We start from the raw sequence: 19,296 nt of genomic DNA on the forward strand, positions 1-19,296 counted from the left end.
TTTTGTTTATAATGTTGGTGTAATAAATTTAAATCATTATATTTGTTTAGATGTTAATAGTTAAATTTATATAAAATATAAGTTTATGTATATTAATATTTTTATATAGGGTCATATTATTGAAATAATTTTAACTTTTATTACTGTTTTTGTAACTTGATTTCTGTATAGAAAAAAATACTCTGTCTTTTATTAAATAGAGTATTATGTGAGAAATAAATGATAAAGTTCCCATTATCATTATTGCATTAAACAAATAGGCAAAAAATGTTCTAAATGCACAAATGTTAACTAATTTAAAAAAAGAAACACCTCTTAAGGAGGCGTTTTTTTGTTTTTTTATAGCTTGTGATTTGTCTTCAGCTGTTCATGGGTTTGCTGGGCGAATTGGATGAGGTCGGGAAAGAACAGTTCATAATATTTTCTGAGAATATCTTTGTTTTCTAAAAAGATCTCAAATACCGGAAGATCTTTCTCCAGGTATTTCGCCTTGTTGAGTACATTTTGAATGCTAAATTTAATTCCCCAGTCTTCACGGTAGTTGTATAACCAGTCGTCTTTTTCCATTTTGCTTAGCATCATTTTGAAATTTTCAGGAAGCCAGTCTTCATATTGGTGAAGGACTTTGTAGGTTTTTAAAGAATGTTCCTTCCATCCTTGTGATGAGTGCAGGCTGAGGTCATTGGCAATAAAATGATCCATGCTTACATCTAGAAAAGCCCCGGAATAAAGTCTTACCAGAGGGCTGAATATTTTTTTAGCTTCAAGAATTACAGGATGTGAATCTGTAAAAGTATCAATGGCTCGGTGTAAGGTAATTCCATCCTGGATTTCTTTGGGCAGCAGAAAACGATCTTTATTTCTTATAAAATCTTCCAAAAACTGACCGACAAGCTGGCCGTCCGTATAGGAGAGGAATGAGTGAGCGAGGTAATTCATAAAAGTGAAAGGCTATTATAATAAAACCTTCAAATAAAGTTAATGTATTTGAAGGTTTTTTCTATGATTTTTTTAAGAATTTATCTTACAAGAAACTTTTTACTTTCTATCAGGGTGTTGTTTTTATTATAAATGTTCAGGAAATATTCTCCGGGCAACCAGCCTTTAAGAGGAATTGTTGTTTCGGAGGTGCTTATGATTTGCTGTCCTGTTATATTGTAAACTTTAAAATTATATGACTCTCCGTTGCCGCCCTGTACATTGATTACATCTTTAGCCGGATTAGGATATATCTTAAATTCGCGGGAAGCTAAAGAAGGTGTACTATCTTCTCTTGTGGTGATCATGGCAGCTCTTGTGGTGGAAGTAGTAAAGTTGGATACTACACAGGCAAAACGTGCAAAACCAAAAGCTTCATTGGCGGGATTGGTGCTTCCTATGGCTACTCCTGTTGGTTCACTGTTATAGTTTACACTTGGGTTGGACCATCGGTTGATCCGGGTGCAGTTTATTCCTTTGGAAGCACATTCGTCATTATAAGCCATGATGGTTCTCCATCTTTGAGAAGTAGTACTGGATGTTCCGGAATTAACAGCTGTCCTGTTGGTGTATCCATGATGATGGTCGCATGGAGTCGTGCTGGAGTCCACATACCAGTCGTGTCTCAATCCCATGTTGTGCCCAAGTTCATGAGCAAGGGAATAATTGGAAACGGCACAATTATATAAACTTACATTAAAGCCTGCTGTACTGCTGTAATTGGTACTGCTGGTATTAAGGTAGCCAAGTCCACAAGTATTGGTGGGAGATCCTACGACTAAAGCACAGAGATCAGCTCCGTAAGTTGTTCTTAAGGTATGAACGCTGTCCATATATCCGTCATTATTATTCCTGAATCTTGGCAGGTCGGTGCTTAAGCTTCCTGATTCGGTGTAGGCGATCTCTCCGGAATATACCAGGTTTATGGTAACATTGGAAACCCCGGAGTTAGTAAGCGACGTATTAAAATTGGTGATGGCAGTCGCTATATAAGAATTACTTTGAGCAGCTCCTCCCCAGGCTGTTCTTGCAGCGGGAGTATAAACCACCAGGACGTCAATTCTTGTAGCGGGGCAAACGGCTGTCGATGATGAACATACATTGGAATTGGCTTTATTGCTGATTTCATTATACATATTTTTGTCGAGGATATAATCGTCTCTGGAGTCCTGATCCAGAATTTTGGTATCGCTTAATACAGATACGGCGAATGTCCTTTCGTCTGTTTGGTGGAAGACTACTTTTTCTCCCTGTTCGGGAGCATACATTCCGGTTACGATATTTCCGTATTTGGAAAGTACCAGCTCGGCATGTGGGGCATTTTCTATGGAATATACATAAGACTCACTTTTATTGGCATAAGTATAAGTCTTATTATACCTGGCGATAATTTCTTCACCGGTGGGCAGCGGGATTTGCAGGTCCGACTTTAAATCCGGGGAAGACTGAATATAATAATGAGTGGACCGGTAATTAGAAGCAAGTTCTTTACCGATTTTCTGATTGTCATTCAGTCTGTTTTCGTTAACAGGAGTCTCGAAAAGTCTGGTCTGTGCCGATAAGAACATAGCACAAAATAATACCAGAAAGGTAAATTGTGTTTTCATGATTGATGTGATTTGGTTTTTAAATGCTGTTGATTAACAAATGTATACAAAAAACATCAACGCCGGGTGAATTTTTTTATTATGTTAAAAAATTCTTTCGTGAAAATCTTCAATTTTGCTAACTTCTTCAATCTTTATCCCGAATTTACGTTTAGGAATTTTGTTAAGATTGGAAACGAATATCTTTTCATATCCTAATTTTTCAGCCTCGGTAATTCTCTGTTCGATTTGGGCAACAGGACGGATTTCTCCGCTAAGACCTATTTCTCCCGCGAAACAGAAGTGTTCCGAAATGGCAATATCTTCATTGGAAGAAAGAATGGAAGCCACAACAGCCAGATCCAGGGCGGGATCATCTGTTTTAATTCCTCCCGTGATATTAAGGAAAACATCTTTTGCGCCTAGCTGAAAACCAGCCCGTTTTTCCAGGACGGCAAGGAGCATATTTAGTCTTTTCGCATCAAAACCCGTAGAGCTTCTTTGAGGTGTTCCGTAAACAGCAGTACTTACCAAAGCCTGGATTTCCAACAACATGGGGCGGTTTCCCTCCAACGTTACGGCAACTGAATTTCCGGATAGCTCTTCAAATTTTTTGGTAATGAGAATTTCCGAAGGATTTTTAATTTCTTTAAGTCCCTGTGAGATCATTTCATAAATGCCGATTTCGGAAGTGGAGCCGAAACGGTTTTTGTTAGCCCTCAATAATCTGAAAAGGTGATTTCTGTCCCCATCGAAATTGAGAACGACATCCACCATATGTTCCAGTACCTTAGGTCCTGCGATTTGTCCGTCTTTGGTAATATGACCTACCAGGAAAACAGGGGTATTGGTTTCTTTGGCGAACTTGATAATTTCATTGGAACATTCCCGGATTTGAGAAACGGTGCCGGGAGAACTTTCTATCAGCTGAGATTGCAGGGTTTGAATGGAATCAATAATGACAAAATCAGGTTCCAGCTTTTTGGCTTCATGGAGGATTTTTTCCAGGGAAGTCTCCGTGAACAAAAAACAGTTGGGATTTTGAATATCTGTGAGCCTGTCCGCTCTCATTTTTATTTGTGAAGCACTCTCTTCTCCTGAAACATAGAATATTTTTTTCTTCATTTTAAGAGCAAGCTGCAGCAGGAGGGTTGATTTTCCTATCCCTGGCTCACCACCGATTAAGGTAACCGAGCCTAAGACAATACCGCCACCCAATACGCGATTCAGCTCTTCAGAAGGGGTTTTGATGCGGGGTTCCTCACTGGTTTCAACTTCTATAATATTGATGACATGTTGCTTGGATTTTACGGGTGATAAACTCTTTTGAGGAGCTTTTTCAATAATCTCTTCCGTAAGGGTATTCCATTGTCCGCAGTTTTTGCACTGTCCCATCCATTGAGAATACTGGGTGCCGCAATTTTGACAGATATATGCTGTTTTTAATTTTGCCATGCTGCAAAGTTCCAAAAAAAAATGAATTCTTCTCAGTACGCTCAATGTATTTTTAAAGAAAAATGAAATGTCCTTTTAAATTTTAATAATAATTAAACATAAGATTATATGTGCTGATCATTTTAATATAATTTTTATTATTGTTAAAAAATTACCATAGATCAATGCCGTCGATTTTTTCTTAGAATACCTTTGCTCGCATAAAAAATAAATATAATTACATGAAAAAAGTATTTTTAACTTTTGTATTAGCTTTTGTAAGCGTTGTTGGTTTTGCACAATCTACATGGAATGTAGATCCTATGCACTCATCTGTTAATTTTAATATTAAGCATATGGGTATTAGTTTTGTGCAGGGAAGGTTCGATAAGTTTGATGGAAGTATAACAGCTCCGGGGGAAAGCCTGGAGAATGCTAAATTTAATTTCACGGTAGATGTGAATACGGTTAATACCGGCGTTGAAATGAGAGATAAACACTTGAAAAGTGTTGATTTCTTTGAAGCTGAAAAATTTCCGGCTATGAAATTTGAAAGTACTTCTTTAACAAAAGGTAAAAACAATACTTATACCCTTAAAGGTAAACTGACCATTAAGGACGTAACTAAGGAAATCAGTGTTCCGGTAACATATGGTGGCCTGGTTAAAAATCAGCAGGGAAAAGAAGTTGTTGGCTTCCAGACAAAATTCACGGTTAACCGTTTGGATTATAACATTAAATATGATCCTACAGGAGCAGGTGTTGCTAAAGATGTAGATGTTAATCTTTATTTTGAATTGGTAAAACAATAATTTTCATATACATAATTTTATTTAAAAGGGGTTTCTCAGAAGTAATTTTTGAGAAACCTTTTTATTTTTTGGAAATAATTGTCTCGTATTTCTTTTTCCCATAACTTTGCACAAACCTAATCTAATGAGTAAAAAGAATACTAAATACATCTTTGTGACAGGAGGTGTAACTTCATCTTTGGGAAAAGGAATCGTTTCTGCTTCTCTGGGACTTCTGCTAAAATCACGCGGTTTTAATGTAACCATCCAAAAATTAGATCCTTATATTAATATTGACCCGGGAACACTGAATCCTTATGAGCATGGAGAATGTTATGTCACTGAAGATGGTGCGGAGACGGATCTGGATTTAGGTCATTACGAGCGTTATCTGGATGCTCCTACTTCTCAAAATAATAACGTTACCACCGGGAAAATTTACCAGACTGTAATAGAAAAAGAAAGAAAAGGAGATTTCCTTGGGAAAACAGTTCAGGTAATTCCTCATATTACCAACGAGATCAAAAGAAGAATAAAAATTCTTTCCAAACAGAACTACGATATCATCATTACGGAAATCGGGGGAACTGTAGGAGATATTGAATCTTTACCTTATATCGAAACCGTTCGCCAGCTTAAGTGGGAACTGGGGGAAAATAATTCAATGGTTATTCATTTGACATTACTTCCGTATCTGGCTTCCAGCGGGGAATTGAAAACAAAACCTTCCCAGCATTCTGTTCGTCAGTTGATGGAAAGCGGAATTATGGCAGATGTTCTGGTTTGCAGAACGGAGCATAAAATTCCTAAGGAGCAAAGAGCAAAACTGGCGCAGTTCTGCAATGTTCCATTAGATAATGTGATTGAATGTAAAGACCTGGATACGATCTACGAAGTTCCTATGTATCTTCAAAAACAGAACTTTGATGATGTAGTTTTAAAAGAATTGGATCTGAAGAGTGACAAGCAGGCTGATCTGAAAGACTGGAAGAGTTTCCTTAAAAAATTCCAGAATCCTAAAAAAACAATTGAAATAGCATTGGTAGGGAAGTATGTTTCCCTTCAGGACTCCTATATATCCATTGCTGAAGCATTTAAACATGCGGGAGCTGACCTTGAAACAGGGGTGAAGATAAGATGGGTATACAGTGGAGATATCACGGAAGATAATATAAAAGGTACTTTAAAAGGCGTGGACGGAATCCTTATCGCTCCGGGATTTGGAGACAGAGGAATTGAAGGAAAAGTTCTTACCGCCCAATATGCAAGGGAGAATAAAATTCCGTTACTTGGAATTTGTTTGGGAATGCAGATTATGACCATTGAGTTTGCAAGAAATGTATTGGGATATGCCAAAGCGAACTCTATGGAATTTGATACTTCTACCGAACATCCGGTAATCTCTTTAATGGAGGAACAAAAGAATGTGGTGGAAAAAGGAGGGACCATGCGTCTAGGTGCCTGGAAGTGTTCTTTGAAAAACGGTTCTGCATTGTCGGAGATCTACGGAACAAAGAATATTTCTGAAAGACACCGTCACCGTTATGAATTTAACAGTGATTATTTACAGGAATTTGAGAAAAACGGCTTTATGGCAACAGGAACCAATCCTGAAACAGGTTTGGTAGAGGCTTTAGAGATGCCCGGACATCCTTTTTATGTAGGAGTTCAGTACCATCCGGAATATAAAAGTACGGTGGCCACACCGCATCCTTTATTTAAAGCATTTGTAAAAGCTTGTGAAAAGAAATAAAGTAATATTATAATAGAAACGTCTTATATAAACTCAGGTTGATAATTGTCAGCTTGAGTTTATTATATACTCATAGAGTAAAAAGCAGAGTTTTGATAAAAAATCAGTATTTTTGTCAGCTCGAAATCCGGAACAATTTTTATTGGATTGAAAGGCGGATTTAGAAAAAATAATTTAATAAAATCAAAATGCAACAAAACAACGGACTCGATAAAAGTCAAATGATTAGTTTTGCGTTTTTGTGTTTGGTTCTTTTCGGCTTTATGTTTTATTTTCAGAATAAACAGCAGGATGAGGAACAGCTAAAATCTCAGCAGCAGAAAACAGAACAGACAAAAACGGCGGTAAAACAAACTCAGGCAAGTAATATCAATCCTAATGTTACTCCAAACGCTATTCAGGTTTCCAATTTATCCAATAACGAATTGAAACTCGAATTCTCAAGCTTGGGAGGACAGGTTTCCAAAGTGGAACTATTGCAATACAAAGCTTATGATCATAAAAGTGATAAAGCTGATTTGCCTCTTTATTTAATTAATAAGAATAACTCCAGCTACGGCTTTCAGTTTAAAGATAAAACCGGTAAGGAATTTAATACCAAAGATTTGGTGTTTTCTCCAACAGTGAGTGGTAATGCGATTACTATGACTGCCAATTATAATGGAGCTGTAATTCAATTTGTATATACACTTTTACCTAAATATACCCTGGATTTTAAAGTGAGAACTCAGGGATTGGCTAAAGTGACATCGGATTCAAAAGCTGATTTTAAATGGGATTATAGTGTAAGAAATTTAGAAAAAGGTAGAGCGCAGGAGCAGTCTCACTCTGAGTTTTCGTATGTTTTCAATAATTTTAAATCTTATGATTATGATGCTCGAACTACTATGGATGAAGCTAAGGAAACCCTTAACTGGATTGGTGTAAAGCAACAGTTTTTCTCTTCAATTATAGAAGCTAAAAATGGATTTACACAAAGTAAAGGAAACCAGGAAGCTTTCGATGAGGGAGAATTTTTGAAGAAATTTAATTATGAAGGGCAGGTTCAGATGGCTGGTAGTGAGCTGAATCAGGATTTTACGTGGTATTTTATGCCACTTGATTTACCGCTGTTAAAATCTTATGACAAAAACTTTGATGAGATTCTGCCGTTAGGATGGTCCTTTATCGGAACGATGAACCGTTGGTTCTTTATTCCTATGTACAATATTATTGCTTCGTGGGGATTAACTGCAGGATGGGTTATTTTCGTAATGACGATCATTGTGAAACTGATCTTATCTCCTATCATGTATAAGCAGCATAAGCTGAGTGCAATGATGAGGGTGATCCGCCCGGAAATTGATGAGGTGAATGCCAAGCTGAAAGATGCAGATCCTATGAAAAAGCAGCAGGCAACCATGGAGGTATACCGGAAAGCGGGTGTTAATCAGATGGCGGGCTGTTTACCGGCATTGGTGCAGATTCCTATATTCTATGCATTATTCCGTTTCTTCCCGAACTTTATCGACTTAAGAGGGAAAGGATTTTGGTTTGCAAAAGATTTGACGGCATATGATGATTTAATAAAGCTGCCGTTTAAAATTCCATTCCTTGGAGATCATTTAAGTATTTTTGCAATTGCCTGTACCGTGGTGATCTTGATCTATACACTTATGACTTCAGGAAATATCCAACAGCCTCAGCAGGAAGGAATGCCTAATATGAAAGTATTAATGTATATTTTCCCTATTACATTTCTGTTTTTCTTAAATACTTCAGCATCAGGTCTTTCTTGGTATTATTTTGTATCCAATGCGATTAATATCCTGATTATTCTTGTGATTAAATACTGGATACTGGATGAAAAGAAAATCCACGCGCAAATTCAGGCCAATAAAGAAAAGCCGAAAGCGGAAGGGAAGTTCCAGAGAAGAATGAGAGAAATGATGGAAAAAGCTCAGGAGCAGCAAAAAGCGGCTGAACAAGGTCGAAATAAAAAGAAATAATTAAGTTTAATTATAAAAAAAGAGAAGCACTAGCTTCTCTTTTTTTTATTTAAAAGTTTTTAAAAACTTGGTCTTAATCATATTTTAACCGGAAGGACTGTCTGTGGTGCTTAGTAGGGCCGAACTTGATTAATGCATCGCGGTGGAATTTTGTAGCATAACCGAAGTTTTTATCCCATCCGTATTGTGGGAAGTCCTTGTGAAGCTCCATCATGAGTTTGTCTCTATAATTTTTTGCGATAATGGAAGCTGCTGCAATTGAAAGGATTTTGGAATCTCCTTTTATAATGCACTGATGAGGTATATAATTATAGGGGTGGAATTTATTTCCATCTACCAATATGAGCTCCGGTCTTGTTGTGAGCTTGTCCAAAGCCTGGTGCATAGCATGTATGCTTGCGTTAAGAATATTGTGCTGATCGATAAATTCAGGGGAAAGCTCTGCAATAGCATAATCCACTGCATTTTCTTTAATATAGCTATCCAGTTCCATCCGGGTTTTAAAGGTTAACTTTTTGGAATCGTCGACTAAATTCTGATCAAAATTGACATCTATAATAACAGCTGCAGCTACTACTGGGCCGCAAAGGCAACCTCTTCCTACTTCGTCACAGCCCGCTTCTACATAAAAGCTTGACATCTTTTTAACTAGGCTCATGGGTGTAAATATATAATTTTTTGATTTCATCTTCAATAGATTGAGAGATAAACTTTAAACTTTTGAAAATGAAATAACCATGATCAGTCAATGAAACAAGTCTTTATTTAAAAGTTAATTTAATAAAGTTTTCATAATATAATGTTAATTTATTATATGTTTTCTTGTTGTTTTTATTGGACTTTAATAGCGTTTATATTTAATTAGTTGAATATCAATACTATTTATTTCTTTGGTTTGTGAGTTAATTTTATTTCTATTTATTGATATTTTTATATAAATCTTTATTTGTTGATTTTTGTATAATTTATAGTTGTTTATATTGATGTTAAAATATTTTTTGATCTATTTTATAATTTTTTTTTGAAATTTTAAGAAATTTTCACATATTTGCAGCCAAATATAAATAATCAATTAGATATGAAGAAATTAACGACAAGTGTTCTGTTAGTTGTTGTCTCATCTTCTTTTGCCTTAGTAAATGCTCAAAGGAAGGAAAATGATACAATTATAAGAGAGCAGAGTATCGGGGAGGTAGTAATTACCGGTGCCTTAGGTATTCAAAAAAAGGCAGATGCCCAAACTTCTGCAATTCAGGTGGTTTCCAATGAAGCTCTTACCGCAGCAGGTAACCCCAATGCAATTTTATCCTTACAGGGAAAAACTTCCGGGGTTACAATTAATAATACCAATTCCAGCGTAACGGGATCTCCAAGAATTGTCATCAGGGGAAATCGTTCTATTACAGGTAATAACCAGGCTTTAGTAGTGATAGATAATGTCATTTCATCTGCAACGGCATTACAGCAATTGCCGGCAGAACTGATAGAGTCTATGAACATTATTAAAGGAGCGCAGGCTGCTGCTTTGTATGGTTCTGATGGTGTGAACGGAGTTGTTTTAGTTACGACAAAAAGAGGTTCAAAGTCCAATAGGATGAATGTAACCTTCAATAGTGTAACTGACTTTGAAAGTGTTGCTTATCTTCCGAAAAGACAAAGATTGTATGGGCAGGGATGGTCTGGCCTTAAGGTGAATGTAGAAAATGGAGCTTGGGGGCCTGCTTTCAGTTCTTCTTTAGGAGGGCAGACAGTACCTTATGGTATTCCATTGTATGATTATAATAATGACGGAATAATCGAAACGAATCCAAATGATGATGCTCTGACACCTGATGATGCTGCGGCAATTCAGTCCAAATTTGCTCCGTATGGTAAAGATAATGTTAAAGATTTCTTTAAAGTAGGAACCATTCTTCAAAATGGAGTTACGGTAAATGTAGGAGGAGAAAATAGTTATTTATTGATGTCTATCGATAATATGCAGAGAGAGTTTGTAGTAGAAGATGATAAACTGAATAGAACGTCTGCATTTTTAAAGGCTGGTATTAAATATAACAAATGGTCATTTGATGCCATCGTAAACTATACAAGACAAAAAACGTCTACAACCAGCTCTAATCTGTATAGTGACCTGCTTCAGTCTTCTGCAGATATTCCTATTTCCCTTTTTTCAGGGGTAAGAGACAGAGCTTATGCCTGGAATATTTACTATAACAACCCTTATTGGTATATCAATCACGTAAGAAATAATGCAACTACCAACAGGTTGAATTTAATAGGTAGTGCTAATTATAAACTGAATAAGCATATTGATATCTTATACAGAGCCAATGTACAGTTTAATACAGGTGAAAGCCGAAACTGGAATGATGGTTGGTCCGATATATTGATTCCGGATGCAACTTCTGAAATATCATCATACAATCAATCTAGTACAAGCTTAACTAAATACTATGGAGATTTATTGGTTAATTTTAATTATGATTTGACAGATGATTTGAATTTAAAATTAAACGTAGGTCATAATTTCCAAAATACTAGCTATAACACAACATCTGCGGGAGGGACAGGGATTATTATTCCTGGATTATATCAGATATGGAACCTTTCCAACCCGACACTCCCATATAGTCTGGATAACACAAGGGGGTCATATAATAGCCAGGCAGTTTTTGCTAACCTGGATTTAAGTTTCAGAGATTATTTATTTTTGACGGCTACCGGAAGAAATGAATGGAACTCTGTATTGAGTGTTAATAACAGAAGTTACTTTTATCCGTCCGTAGGGTTAAGTTTTGTTCCTACAAAAGCATTTGATTTTGGAGGGGAAACTCTTAATTACTTGAAAGTATACGGATCTATTATGGGTACGGCGAATGCTTCACAGGTTGCGGAATATGCTATCCGTAATTATTTTGAACTTGCTAACGGATTCCCATATACTACGAGTGGTCCTACAGGTGGAGCGTTAAGCTTTGTGATCCCTACTACGCAGACCAATGCTGAAATTAAACCGGAAAAAGTTTCTAAAAAAGAAATCGGTATTAATGCAGGTTTGTTTAATAACAGAATTTTGTTGGGAGCATCTATTTATCAGGATGATACCAGGGATATGATTATTGCTAACGGAGCTTCTTATGCTTCAGGTATTTCTTTATTAAGAAATAATATCGGTAAACTGAGAAACAGAGGTTTGGATGCGGATATTACGATAGTACCTGTGAAAACAAGAGATTTCAGATGGGAGGTGACATCTACCTTTACTACATTTAAAGCGGATATCCTAGAAGTTTCTGAAGATGCTGATGAGGTATTTGTTGGAGGTAGCAGCCTTGCTGGGGTATATGCTGTTAAAGGAGAAGGTTTTGTAATTAAAGGAACTGCTTATCAGAGAGATGACCAGGGAAGAATCATCATTAATCCGAATACGGGAAATCCTTTATATACTACGACTTTAAAGACAATGGGAAGGGTTGATCCTAAATATGCTTTTGGTTTTTCAACTAACCTAACTTATAAAGGGATTAAACTATCTGCAGTAGCCGACTGGAGAATAGGAGGTAAATTCTATGCAGGAGCTATGCAGTCTTATGCTTTCTCTGGTCAGTTAGAGGAAAGTGCTGCATTTGACAGAACTCAGGGAGGATTTATAATGCCTAATTCAGTATATGCTGATGCAAGTGGTAACTATGTAGCTAATACTTCCATTAAAACGGGAGGTGAAACTTATGATGATGTAATTGATTATTACAGCAACGTGTATACTCAGATTGGTGAAAACTTTGTAAAATCTGCGACTTTCTTCAAGATTAGAGAAATTGCGTTATCGTATACTTTCCCTTCATCCATGTTACAGAATTCAGGTATCTCCGGTCTTACTATTGGGGTTCATGCCAGAAATCCATTTACGAAGTATTCTAAAGAAAACAGAAACTATGCAGATCCTGAAACTTCATTTACAACAGGAAACGCTCAAGGAATTGCGGCCTCTAATCAGTATCCGGCAGTGAGGACTTTTGGTTTTAATGTAAATGTTAACTTCTAAATTTTTAATAAAATGAAAAACATATTTTTATATTCAACTATAGCTTTGGCGGCTTTTACCATATCATGTCGAGAGATGGATGAGAATATCTCTCCGAATAATGTGGATCCGTCACAGATTTCTCCTCGACAGATGATTACGGCGGCAGAGACAGGAGTTTATGCTGTACAGTCTGGTACTATGAATCAATTGTCTAATGTGTGGACCAATACGTGGGCTGGAAATCATTATTATTTTGCTAATCCTTTTTCCAGGGAATTTAGTTTGGCGATTAGTAATAATTTTGCAAATGGGATCTGGAATTCATCTTATCTGAATGCAGGAAATCTTCAGACAATTATCAATAACGGACAGGCTGACGGTTTACCATTGCATGTTGCGATTGCTAAAATTCTGAAGGCATATAATATGCAGTATATTGTAGATTTTTATAATGATGCTCCTTATAGTGAGGCCTTTAAAGGACAGGCTAACCTTACGCCAAAATACGATAAAGGATCGGAAATTTATAAAGGTCTGGTAACGGAAATTAATGAAGCTATAGCTTTGATAGATAATACTACCGTAACGAGTGTTAATGAAGTAAGATCCAGTGAAGATGTAATCTTTGCAGGAGATATGGATTCATGGAAATTATTTGCGAACAACGTAAAATTACGTTTGTTGTTAAGGCAGTCGAAAGTAACGGATGCTACTGTAAGAAGTTTTGTGGATCAGCAGTTGCAAACATTTAGCGGATCGACTATTGCAGATTTTTATACCAGTGATGTGGTTATTCAACCGGGGTATAATAATGGAACAGCTGCCGGCTTGAATCCTATGTATGCTAATTACGGAAGATTTACCTATGATGATAGCTCTATCAATACAAACGGATGGAGATTACTTAAAGCTTCTGCGAATTACGCTGCCTATGTAAACGGAACTTCTCCGAATACAAGTGGAGTCACGGATCCTAGAGGAATAAGACAGTTCTCTGCTGTAGGAGGAGCGGTTTCAGGAATTGTTCAGGGATCTCAGAGAGACCAGACAAAAACTGAATCTCAATTTTCTTGGCTGGGCTGGAAATTTAACAATTATGCTTCGGTAAACGGAGGGATGGATGGGTACTTAATGCTTGGGTCTGAAGCTAATTTATTATTGGCTGAAGCTGCAGTGACTTATCCGTCGATCTTTACATTTGATGCGTATTCCAGATATCAGGCGGCTGTACAATCTTCTTTTGTATTTTATGGTTTAACGGCAGCTCAGGCTACCACTTATCTGACTAATTTATCAGCTAAGCCATATGGTTGGGCGGGGGCACCTAATAAAATTGCTGCGATTCAGTATCAAAGACTGGTTTCTTTAGCTAATTTAAGATCAGTAGAAACTTACATTAATTATCTTAAAACTGGATATCCGGAAACTCCTTTAGCTATCGGAGCGCAGGAGGCCAATAAGCCATATAGATTAATTTATCCGTTATCTGAGTATACCAGTAATTCAGGAAATGTACCGAATATGTCCAATTCAGATGCATTTTCTAAAAATCAATTTACTCCATTCTGGAACCAGAACTAATTTGTAAACTAAATTTTAATATATTTTTTATTACCATCTCTTTTTAAGGGATGGTAATTTTTTTAATAATTTAAGATAAACCGTATTCCTGAATTTTAAAATGAAGAAAGTGTTAAGTATGCATATATGCTGCTAATGCAATTTGAAATATTTTGATCTATTATTTTTAAAAAAATCAGAAGTTGTAAAGTGCAAAAAAGGAACCATTTTTAATAGCTCCTTTTTTATGATTATGTTAAAACTGGAAATTCTAAGAGAAAAAAATATATGTTCTGCATAGCTTGTTCGAGATTTTTGTTGAGCAAATTATAGGGAATGAAAAATAAATTATATTTTTAATTATTTGTTTATTAGATATTTATGTTTCTTTTTTTGTGTTTATAACTATTGTATACTTAAAAATATACTGGTATTTGGTTCTTCTGTACATTTCCCAATAAGTGCGTTTTAAAATGGTTATAATTTGTTAAATATCTTTTTTTTAACATATTGTTGTGTAAATATGTTATCTATTTTTCAAAAATTTTGAATTGTAAACAGTTTTTTATGAATTTGTTTTGTGTATTTAATAAAGTTTTACAAATTTGTAGCGACTCTAAAATAAAAATTTGATATGAAGAAACTAACGACGGGAGTACTTGTGTTGGTATTGTCTTCTTCGATAGCGGTCGTACATGCACAGCAAAAGAAGAATGACTCTGTAAAAACACAAGATATTGAGGGTGTAGTAGTAACTGCGCTGGGTATTAAAAGAGAGAAAAAATCATTGGGGTATGCTTCTCAGGAAATAAAAGCAAGCGCTCTATCTGATGGAACTACGAATACCGGAAATATAGCTTCACAGCTTTCTGGGAAGGTAGCGGGGCTTAATGTTACTACTAATAATAACTTTGGAGGATCTGCAAACTTGCTGATCCGGGGGGTTAAATCTTTACAAGGAGGTAACCCACTCATTGTAATTGATGGATCTCCGGTAAATAACACAATGACGCAGGCAGGAGCAGGAAATACTTCTAACGGTCTGGTAGATTATGGAAATGCTTTATCTGATATTAACCAGGAAGATATAGAGTCTATCAACGTGTTGAAAGGAGCAGCAGCATCTGCTCTGTATGGAGAGAGAGGTCTAAATGGGGTAATTGTAATTACAACCAAAAACGGTAAAGGTAAAGATGATGGCTCTTGGGGAGTTACTTTATCTTCGTCTGTACAGGTGGGATTTATCGATAAATCTACTTTCCCTGAATATCAGACGAGATATGGAGCGGGATATCAGCAAAATTTCAGTTCCCAGGCTGCAGATGGTACCAATTATGCCAATTTCGGTGATGATGCTTCATGGGGACCTAAATTTGATCCTAATTTATTAGTGTATCAATGGGATTCCTTTGATCCTACTTCCCCTAACTATGGAAAGGCAACCCCTTGGGTAGCTGCAAAGAATGGACCTGTTACATTCTTTAATAATCCCGCCACTTATACGAACACTGTGACTTTGGAAAAAGGACAGAAAGGGCAGAACATTAGTTTTACTTATGATAATATGATGTCAGATGGTCTGATGCCTAATTCTCATATTAACAAAAATAGTTTCTCTTTAAAAGTAAACTATGATTTCACACCTAAACTACATTCATCCTTTTACTCTACTTTAACCTTACAGGATACTAAAGGGCGAAGTATTACAGGATATTCCGATAATACGGTTACAGGATTCAGACAGTGGTGGCAAACGAATGTGGATGTAAAAGCCCTGGAGCAATCTTATTTCCAAAATGCAGCCAATGCAAGTGCTGCTAATAACTATGGAAACGTTTCCTGGAATAGAAAATCGGCTACGAATGATGATGCAGCGTATTGGAATAATCCTTATTTCCAGGCTTACGAAAACTATACCTCGGATAAAAGATTCAGAAATTTCACGTACGCACAGTTAACCTACGATTTATTGAAAAATATTTCAGTAATGGGTAAAGTTTCCTATGATAGATCCAATCTTACCATAGACAACAGGTTAGCTCTCGGGTCTATTGCTCAGCCTTTTGGAGCGTCTGGTAAAGATGTATCTTCAGGATATGCAAGAAGAGAAATATTATCGACTGAAACCAACTATGACTTAATGTTTAACTATAAATTTGATATTACGGATGATATTAATGTATCCGGAGTCTTAGGAGGAAATATCAGAAGAAATTTTTATAGTTCTATGTATGCGTCTACTGAAGGAGGACTAAATGTTCCTGGAATTTATGCTTTGTCTAATTCAAAAGGTGCAGTTTTGGCTCCACAAGAAACAGAATGGACACTTCAAACCAATTCCGGATATGTGACGGCTTCCTTTGACTTTTATAAAAAGTTTTATTTGGATGCTACCTGGAGAGTGGATCAAAGTTCCACTTTGCCAGCAGGAAATAATGTTTACAACTATCCTTCCATAACAGGATCCTTGATACTTTCAGAGATTTTAAATACTAAAAACTGGATGAATTTCTGGAAAGTAAGAGCTAACTATGCAGAAGTAGGGGGAACAGCTGATGCTTACAGACTTGCTAATTATTATTCTTCAGCAGGTATTTATGGTGGCGACACAGCGATATATAATACTATTCTTACCAATGCTGAGAAAAACTTAAAGCCGCAAAGATCTAAAGAATTTGAAGTAGGAACAGAAGCTCACTTTTTCAGAGATAGATTAACAGTAGATTTAGCATATTATAAATCTAAGTCTATTAATCAAATCATTGCTCTTCCTGTATCTTCAGGAACAGGATATACGGCACAGATGGTAAATGCAGGAAGAATAGACAACAAAGGATTCGAAGTATCATTAGGCATAGTTCCTATTAAGTCTAAAGACTTTACCTGGAATATTGATGCAAACTGGTCCAAAAATACCAATGAAGTAAAAGAACTTACTGCAGGAGTTGATAATTATTTATTAAATAGTTTCCAGGGAGGTGTTTCTCTAAATGCTAGAGTAGGTGAAGCTTGGGGAACCTTGGTAGGTACTGATTATGTATATTTAAATGGGCAAAAAGTGATTGACCCTGACACGGGAATATATCAAACAAAATCCAATCAGGTTATTGGTAATACTACGCCGGATTGGATCGGAGGTATAAGAAACAGCTTTAACTATAAAGGATTTACTTTAAGCTTCTTAATTGATATCCGTAAAGGTGGGGATATTTTCTCTACAGATATGTATTATGGTATGGATACTGGTCTATATAAAGAAACAGCAATAGGAAGCTATAGAGATCAGGATGTAATTCTTCCGGGTGTATTACCGGACGGAACGCCTAATAATATTGCTTTATCCCAATATGCTACAGGAAGTAATTATGGTTATGAAACACAGCCTGCCAGTGAATTCGTATATGATGGATCATATGTAAAACTAAGAGAAGCGAGTATAGGATATACTTTCCCGAAAACTTTCTCTGTTGCAGGAACAACAATACATGACTTTAAAGTGTCAATTGTGGGTAGAAACTTATGGATTATCCATAAAAACTTACCATACGCTGACCCTGAAGCTATGACCGGAGGAGGAATCTATTCTTATGGGTGGTCTATTGGATCTTTACCAACAACAAGAGATGTTGGTGTTAACGTAACGTTTAAATTTTAATTAGATGAAAATGAAAAAAGCAATAAAAGTCTGTCTTCTGTCTATATCGGTAAGTTTAGGTTTTGTTTCATGTCAAAGTGATTTAACTTCACTGAATGAAGATCCTAAACACCCTTCAGTAGTTCCTTCAGAGAACTTACTGGCGACTGCCTTATATCAGTCCTCTTATTATATGGATAATCCGAGTGTGAATTTTAATAACTACCGGTTTTTCACTCAGCAATGGTCGGAAACTCAATACCGCCAGGAAACTCAGTATGACCTGGTAACACGTAATCAGCCACGTAATCATTTTAACAGAATGTATGTATATTCTCTGAATAATTTACAACAAGCTAAAACGTTTCTGGAAAATGAAGTGAATGACGCGGATGTTAAAGCAAATAAATTAGCCATATTAGAAATTGAACAGATTTTTGTATGGGAGAATTTAGTGGATACTTACGGAAATATTCCTTATTCTGAAGCATTAAACACAGACCAAACTTTTTTACCTAAATATGATGATGCTAAAACCATCTATTTAGATCTGATCAGTAGAATTGATAATGTGGTACAGTCTGTAAATGTTTCCGCAGATAGTTATTCCTCAGGAGATTTAGTATATAGTGGAGACATGACGAAGTGGGTGAAGTTTGCCAATTCCATCAAATTACGTCTTGCTATGAATTTAGCAGATGTAGAGCCAGCTCTTTCCAGATCTACAGCAGAATCTGCTATAGCGGCAGGTGTTATTTCTTCTGATTCGGAAGCTTATAAATTTGCTTACGATGGAGGTACATTCACCAATCCGGTATTTGATAATCTTGTAGCTTCCAATAGAAATGACTTTGTTCCTAGTGAATTGGTGATCAATACGATGAATGGTCTTTCAGATCCAAGAATGGAAGTTTGGTTTACTAAAGTAAACGGTGCATATATAGGAGGTGTATTCGGAGATTTTAATAATCCTTATACTAATTATTCGCAGTTAAGCAGCTTTTTCAGAGATTCGAGAACATCCTCAAACCTCTTAAGCTATGCAGAAGTTCTTTTCTTACAAGCTGAAGCAGCTGCTAGAGGATATTCTGTAGGAGATACAGCTGCCAATCTTTATAATGCTGCTGTTACAGCTTCAATGAATGAAAACGGAGTAAGCGCCGCGGATACTACAACCTATCTGGCTGCTAATCCTTATAATGCTTCAAACTGGAAAAGTTCAATTGGAGTACAAGCCTGGATAGCAATGTTCAACAGAGGTTTTGCAGCATGGAACTTTACAAGACGTCTGGATAGTCCTACTCTTGTGAACCCGCCAACATCTAACCTTTCTTCCGTACCATACAGAATGCCTTATTCTGATCAGGAATATGTATTGAATGGTGCTAATGTAACGGCTGCAGCCAATGCAATCGGAGGAGATCAGGCCACTACAAAACTATTCTGGGATGTAAATTAACAATGCCAAAATATATTTAAGATTAAACCGCCTTCGGGCGGTTTTGTTATTTCCGTATATTTGTACTTCAAAATTTTAGCAGGTTA

Annotated in this window: 11 protein-coding genes; 7 read left to right on the forward strand and 4 right to left on the reverse strand. The window is 36.3% G+C overall.

What is annotated here, in order from left to right; translation table 11 throughout:
- Window positions 1-339 precede the first annotated feature (339 nt).
- From ABJ974_RS02770 to radA, 3 genes are all read right to left on the reverse strand, one after another.
- Window positions 340-939, reverse strand: a complete 600-nt coding sequence (locus ABJ974_RS02770; protein ID WP_419869861.1) for an acyl carrier protein phosphodiesterase — start codon at window positions 937-939, stop codon at window positions 340-342.
- Window positions 940-1,019: 80 nt separating this feature from the next.
- A complete protein-coding gene (locus ABJ974_RS02775; protein ID WP_419869862.1) occupies window positions 1,020-2,585 on the reverse strand; it encodes a zinc-dependent metalloprotease in 1,566 nt (521 codons plus the stop codon).
- Window positions 2,586-2,669: 84 nt separating this feature from the next.
- Window positions 2,670-4,019: a DNA repair protein RadA gene (radA, locus tag ABJ974_RS02780; protein WP_419869863.1), complete on the reverse strand. Its 1,350-nt coding sequence runs from the start codon at window positions 4,017-4,019 to the stop codon at window positions 2,670-2,672.
- Window positions 4,020-4,240: 221 nt separating this feature from the next.
- On the opposite strand from radA, the gene ABJ974_RS02785 reads away from it, so the two are divergent.
- The 3 genes from ABJ974_RS02785 to yidC all read left to right on the forward strand — a co-directional run bounded on the left by ABJ974_RS02785 (window position 4,241) and on the right by yidC (window position 8,530).
- Complete coding sequence (locus tag ABJ974_RS02785) at window positions 4,241-4,810, forward strand: YceI family protein (protein WP_419869864.1); 570 nt, start codon at window positions 4,241-4,243, stop codon at window positions 4,808-4,810.
- A 124-nt stretch (window positions 4,811-4,934) separates the two neighbouring features.
- A complete protein-coding gene (locus tag ABJ974_RS02790; RefSeq protein ID WP_419869865.1) occupies window positions 4,935-6,542 on the forward strand; it encodes a CTP synthase in 1,608 nt (535 codons plus the stop codon).
- A gap of 188 nt (window positions 6,543-6,730) precedes the next feature.
- Window positions 6,731-8,530, forward strand: a complete 1,800-nt coding sequence (gene yidC, locus ABJ974_RS02795) for a membrane protein insertase YidC (protein ID WP_419869866.1) — start codon at window positions 6,731-6,733, stop codon at window positions 8,528-8,530.
- A gap of 73 nt (window positions 8,531-8,603) precedes the next feature.
- On the opposite strand, the gene ABJ974_RS02800 is transcribed toward yidC, so the two are convergent.
- On the reverse strand, window positions 8,604-9,188 hold the full coding sequence (locus tag ABJ974_RS02800; protein WP_419869867.1) for a ribonuclease HII: 585 nt from the start codon (window positions 9,186-9,188) through the stop codon (window positions 8,604-8,606).
- A 420-nt stretch (window positions 9,189-9,608) separates the two neighbouring features.
- On the opposite strand from ABJ974_RS02800, the gene ABJ974_RS02805 reads away from it, so the two are divergent.
- The 4 genes from ABJ974_RS02805 (at window position 9,609) to ABJ974_RS02820 (ending at window position 19,210) form a co-directional block, all read left to right on the forward strand.
- Window positions 9,609-12,575, forward strand: a complete 2,967-nt coding sequence (locus ABJ974_RS02805) for a SusC/RagA family TonB-linked outer membrane protein (protein ID WP_419869868.1) — start codon at window positions 9,609-9,611, stop codon at window positions 12,573-12,575.
- A gap of 12 nt (window positions 12,576-12,587) precedes the next feature.
- On the forward strand, window positions 12,588-14,138 hold the full coding sequence (locus tag ABJ974_RS02810; protein ID WP_419869869.1) for a SusD/RagB family nutrient-binding outer membrane lipoprotein: 1,551 nt from the start codon (window positions 12,588-12,590) through the stop codon (window positions 14,136-14,138).
- A 613-nt stretch (window positions 14,139-14,751) separates the two neighbouring features.
- On the forward strand, window positions 14,752-17,772 hold the full coding sequence (locus ABJ974_RS02815; protein WP_419869870.1) for a SusC/RagA family TonB-linked outer membrane protein: 3,021 nt from the start codon (window positions 14,752-14,754) through the stop codon (window positions 17,770-17,772).
- A 10-nt stretch (window positions 17,773-17,782) separates the two neighbouring features.
- A complete protein-coding gene (locus ABJ974_RS02820; protein WP_419869871.1) occupies window positions 17,783-19,210 on the forward strand; it encodes a SusD/RagB family nutrient-binding outer membrane lipoprotein in 1,428 nt (475 codons plus the stop codon).
- The last annotated feature ends 86 nt before the right edge of the window (window positions 19,211-19,296 follow it).

It is taken from the genome of Chryseobacterium sp. CT-SW4, from assembly GCF_048572715.1.
Taxonomy (GTDB): domain Bacteria; phylum Bacteroidota; class Bacteroidia; order Flavobacteriales; family Weeksellaceae; genus Chryseobacterium.